The organism is Oscillibacter sp. CU971 (assembly GCF_905219725.1).
Lineage (GTDB): Bacteria > Bacillota > Clostridia > Oscillospirales > Oscillospiraceae > Oscillibacter.
The window spans coordinates 1-3892 of the sequence record NZ_CAJMXG010000249.1; the positions used below are offsets into that span (position 1 = coordinate 1).

Below are 3892 nucleotides of genomic sequence, written 5' to 3' on the forward strand. Positions count from 1 at the left end.
AGGTCATGACGAAAGAGGATACCATGATCGTCTGCGGCGATTTTGGAGCCCTGTGGCACGGAGGCCGGAGGGACGAGATTCAGTTAGCGATTCTCGAGGACCTGCCGTTTACAGTTGCCTTCGTGGATGGAAATCACGAAAACTTCACCGCCCTTTCCAAGTACCCCGTTGAGGAATGGAACGGCGGAAAGGTTCAGTTCCTCCGCCCTCACGTCATCCACCTCATGCGCGGCCAATTCTTCACGCTGGAAGGACATACCTTCTTCACCATGGGAGGGGCCTCATCCCATGACGTCGACGACGGCATTCTGGACCCGGCCGCGCCTGATTATTACGAAAGGCTCTTCCGTTTGCTCGGGGAGGGCCGCGAACAGTATCGGATCGTGGGCCAATCCTGGTGGCCAGAGGAGCTTCCCTCGAAAGAGGAATATGCCGAGGCCAGGCGGACCTTGGACGCTCACCGCTGGGAGGTAGACTACATCATCACCCACAGTCCGCCCGGCGGTATCGCGGAAGAACTGGGCCGTCCGCAGGACACGCTGACGGACTTCCTCGAAGAGGTTCGACAGAAGGCCAGATATCGCCGCTGGCTGTTCGGCCACTGTCACGGGGACTGGGAAATTGACGAAAGTCATCTGCTCCTATGGGAACGGATCGTGCGAATAGTATGAAGGAGCTGACAGCCATGAACAAAGAGTATCCTGTCGTGACCGTGGGGCGCAACGGCCTGAGTTTCAATGTCAGAACCGCCGATGTGCTCCATCGGGCAGCCTTCGTCCGGGTCCTGCTCAATGCGGAAACCTGCCAGCTTGCGGTTCAGGCCGCCTCGGCATTGAGCCCTCAATCCACCGCCTTCTTCCGCCCGGAGGTCTTCAAATCCAACCGCATCAAGATCAACTCCAGGTCCATGGCGCGTCAGATTCGGGAGACAGCAGGATGGACAGAACACGGTACCTGGAACATCGCCGGCGTTTACTCCGCGAAGGGGGAAGCTCATGACGGACATCCGAAAGCCATTTTTGAAGTCCTTCACAGTGAAGGAGCTGATGCAGTTTATCGATTACTACATAGAACATAAAGAAATGCTCCATGTTCCGGGGCACCCTTGGGAAGTGTGCGATCTGGTGGCCCGATTCCTTGGCTTTGGATACAGCAGGCAATGGTCTGAGGATGAAACCGCTATCCTGACCAAGAATTACCCGCCGCTTGGCGCTAAAAAGACATCCGAGCTGCTCCTGATGCGCACAGCGTATGACTGCAAGCTGAAAGCGGATGGACTTGGATTACATACGAACGTCAAGTTTACCCAGACCCCGCATCATGTTAGCTGGAGCCTTTACGAACTGGACATTCTTTCGAGATATTATTCAATCATAGGCCCCAAAGTTATGGCCCTTCTGCCGGGCCGAACAGACACCGCCTGTGGAACAATGGCCAAGAAGATGAAAATACACGACCAATCAGCAGGTCCTTGGTCTGAAAAGGAGCTGGAAATCCTAAAAAACTATTATTCAGAAATGGGCTTAGACATTGGTATTTTGCTTCCGGGCAGAAGTAGCGCCGCTATTCGGACCATGGCAGGGAGAACGGAAGGCACCTCACAATCAAGAAAATGGACGCCGGAAGAAGATGAAATTATAAGAGTACATTTTCCTCAAATGGGCCCATCGGTCGCCAGCCTTTTCGAGGGCCGGCGGACAAAGAGCGCTTGTTATCAAAGAGCCGTCTTTTTAGGTGTACAGCCTCCTGTTGAAAATCAGAAATGGTCGGAAAATGAGCTTGAAATTTTAAAAAAGCACTATCCATCCTTGGGCATAAAGGTAATGGCCTTGCTGCCGGGAAGGACAGAGAGCGCTTGTATCAGCAGGGCGAGAAAGCTCAATCTCACCGCCAGCTGCAAAACGCCTAGAAGGGGGAAAAAGTGGACAGATGATGAGCTTGCCATTTTAAAAGAGTTCTGCCCAAAGGTAGGAGCGGCCGGAGTCCACAAGCTACTGCCCCACCGTTCCGTGAATGCTTGTGAAAATATGGCATTGAAACTTGGAGTATCCGCCCAGAAGTTAAAATGGACCGACGCAGAAATAGAGATTCTCAGGGAAAATTATCCCAAATTAGGAAAAGCGGTTGCTGAACTTCTGCCTGGCCGGACAGCTATGACATGTCAGGCAAAAGCCTCCGCGCTGGGCTTGCTTGTTGAAGGGCACTTTTGGACCGACGAGGAAGACGCGATTATAAAAGAATATTATCCCAGAGAAGGACAAGCGGTCTCTCAGCGGCTCCTGAACAGGAGCGAATCCTCTTGTGTTCATAGAGCCTGTAAGCTGGGGTTATGCAGGATCAAATCCACGGATGCTGCGGTCTCCAAGGTGAAGGTGTCTCTTGATGATAATTGGTCCATCGTTAAATTAAGCCCCGACACAGACGACGCAGCAGGAAATCAAACCATGGAAGAAAATACAGTTTTGGCTCGGATTGAAACGCCGCAGTCTGGCGATGACATAGATGAGGAACAGCAGGAGGAGCCCAGCCCGATGCAGTTCGGTTCCATGCATATGTGAAAGCCAAGCGCGACAGGAAAGGAGGAAGCTCATGACGGACATTCGAAAACCCTTTCTGCAACCTTTTACGGTGAAAGAGCTTATGCAGTTTATCGATCACTACATAGAACACCGGAAAATACTTCATGTTCCAGGACATCCTTGGGAGGTGTGCGATCTGGTGGCCCGGTTCCTTGGCTTTAGATACAACAGGCACGGGAGCGGCGGCCCTTGTGAGATGAATCCTCTGTCGCAGAGGTTCTCGGTTCTGCGTAACAGACCAGCCTCCTTTTTCTTCGGGCATCCTGGACTCTCAAAATTTTACAGAAACTCCTTTTTAGGGCTTGACCTGCGGGAAGAAATTGGATATGATTAAACATCACAAAATTATATAATGTCTATAACGACATTGCGCAACCTATGCCGTTCTGAAAGAGGAGCTCATTATGTCCGAAAACACCTTTGTCCCCCTGTACCAGCAGATCAAAGACGATATCAAATCCGCCATCGAACACGGAAAATACAAGCCGAAAGAGCAGATTCCCACGGAGCCGGAGCTCAGCGCGGAGTACTCCGTCAGCCGGGTCACCGTCCGGCGGGCGGTGGAGGAGCTTTGCAGCGAGGGGTATCTCATTAAGCAGCAGGGAAGGGGCACCTTCGTCAGCACGCCCCGCATTCACCGGAAATTTTCCGTCAGCAACCAGGCGGTGAGCTTCACCAAGATCTGCGAAGAGTACGGCATGACCGCCGGTGCGCGGGTGCTGGAGCGGAAGATTGTCCCGGTCCGGGAGGACGAAAAAGCCTTCTGGAGCTGCGGAGACGACGTACTCCTTCTCTATATTCAGCGGGTCCGGACCGCCGACGGGCAGCCGGTTTTCCTGGAAAACCTGTTCATGCTTTACGACGAGTTCAAGTCTTTGATGCAGGCCGACTGGGAGAACAAATCCGCCTTCGACCTGATTGCCTCCGTCAGCGGCTGCCGGGTGGCGACCACGGAGCGCCGTACCATTGAGGCCGTCCGGGCCACGGCGGAACAATCGTCCCTCCTGAGCGTTCCCGTGGGCGAGGCCCTGCTCCATTTGAATTGTTACTTCGTGAACCGGGATGGCCGCCCCCTCTGCATTGGACGGCAATATTACANCGGCGGCAGATTTATGATGGAANTTTAAACGCTTGAAGCCTTTGAGGCGTCCCTTTCAACAGGGACGCCTCTTTCTGTTTTATACAAAGAAATATACCTGAAATTATCCAACCCTACAAAACGCAAAAATTTGCGGAAAATCCCTTGACAATTTCATTGGTTTCGGATTATTATGACCTCACAAGAAACGTATGTAACGTTTGTAATGCTACCG

5 protein-coding genes are annotated in these 3892 nt (G+C 52.6%); all 5 read left to right on the forward strand.

Annotated features, from left to right (window positions below; translation table 11 throughout):
- Positions 1 to 671, forward strand: a 671-nt coding sequence (locus tag JX325_RS13430) for a metallophosphoesterase (protein WP_204791608.1), incomplete at its 5' end; no start/stop codon positions are given.
- A 14-nt stretch (positions 672 to 685) separates the two neighbouring features.
- Positions 686 to 1078: a hypothetical protein gene (locus tag JX325_RS13435; protein ID WP_204791609.1), complete on the forward strand. Its 393-nt coding sequence runs from the start codon at positions 686 to 688 to the stop codon at positions 1076 to 1078.
- On the forward strand, positions 996 to 2558 hold the full coding sequence (locus JX325_RS13440) for a hypothetical protein (protein WP_204791610.1): 1563 nt from the start codon (positions 996 to 998) through the stop codon (positions 2556 to 2558). The genes JX325_RS13435 and JX325_RS13440 overlap by 83 nt, the downstream gene beginning before the upstream one ends.
- A 31-nt stretch (positions 2559 to 2589) precedes the next feature.
- Positions 2590 to 2913 carry a hypothetical protein gene (locus JX325_RS13445; RefSeq protein WP_204791611.1) on the forward strand — a complete coding sequence of 108 codons (324 nt, stop codon included), beginning with the start codon at positions 2590 to 2592 and terminating at the stop codon, positions 2911 to 2913.
- A 70-nt stretch (positions 2914 to 2983) separates the two neighbouring features.
- Positions 2984 to 3706 carry a GntR family transcriptional regulator gene (locus tag JX325_RS13450; protein WP_204791612.1) on the forward strand — a complete coding sequence of 241 codons (723 nt, stop codon included), beginning with the start codon at positions 2984 to 2986 and terminating at the stop codon, positions 3704 to 3706.
- The last annotated feature ends 186 nt before the right edge of the window (positions 3707 to 3892 follow it).

What these genes read in the sequence shown, in the direction of transcription:
- JX325_RS13435 (WP_204791609.1), top strand. Translation starts at nt 686, where the DNA reads ATGAACAAAGAGTATCCTGTCGTGACCGTGGGGCGCAACGGCCTGAGT.
- JX325_RS13440 (WP_204791610.1), top strand. Translation starts at nt 996, where the DNA reads ATGACGGACATCCGAAAGCCATTTTTGAAGTCCTTCACAGTGAAGGAG.
- JX325_RS13445 (WP_204791611.1), top strand. Translation starts at nt 2,590, where the DNA reads ATGACGGACATTCGAAAACCCTTTCTGCAACCTTTTACGGTGAAAGAG.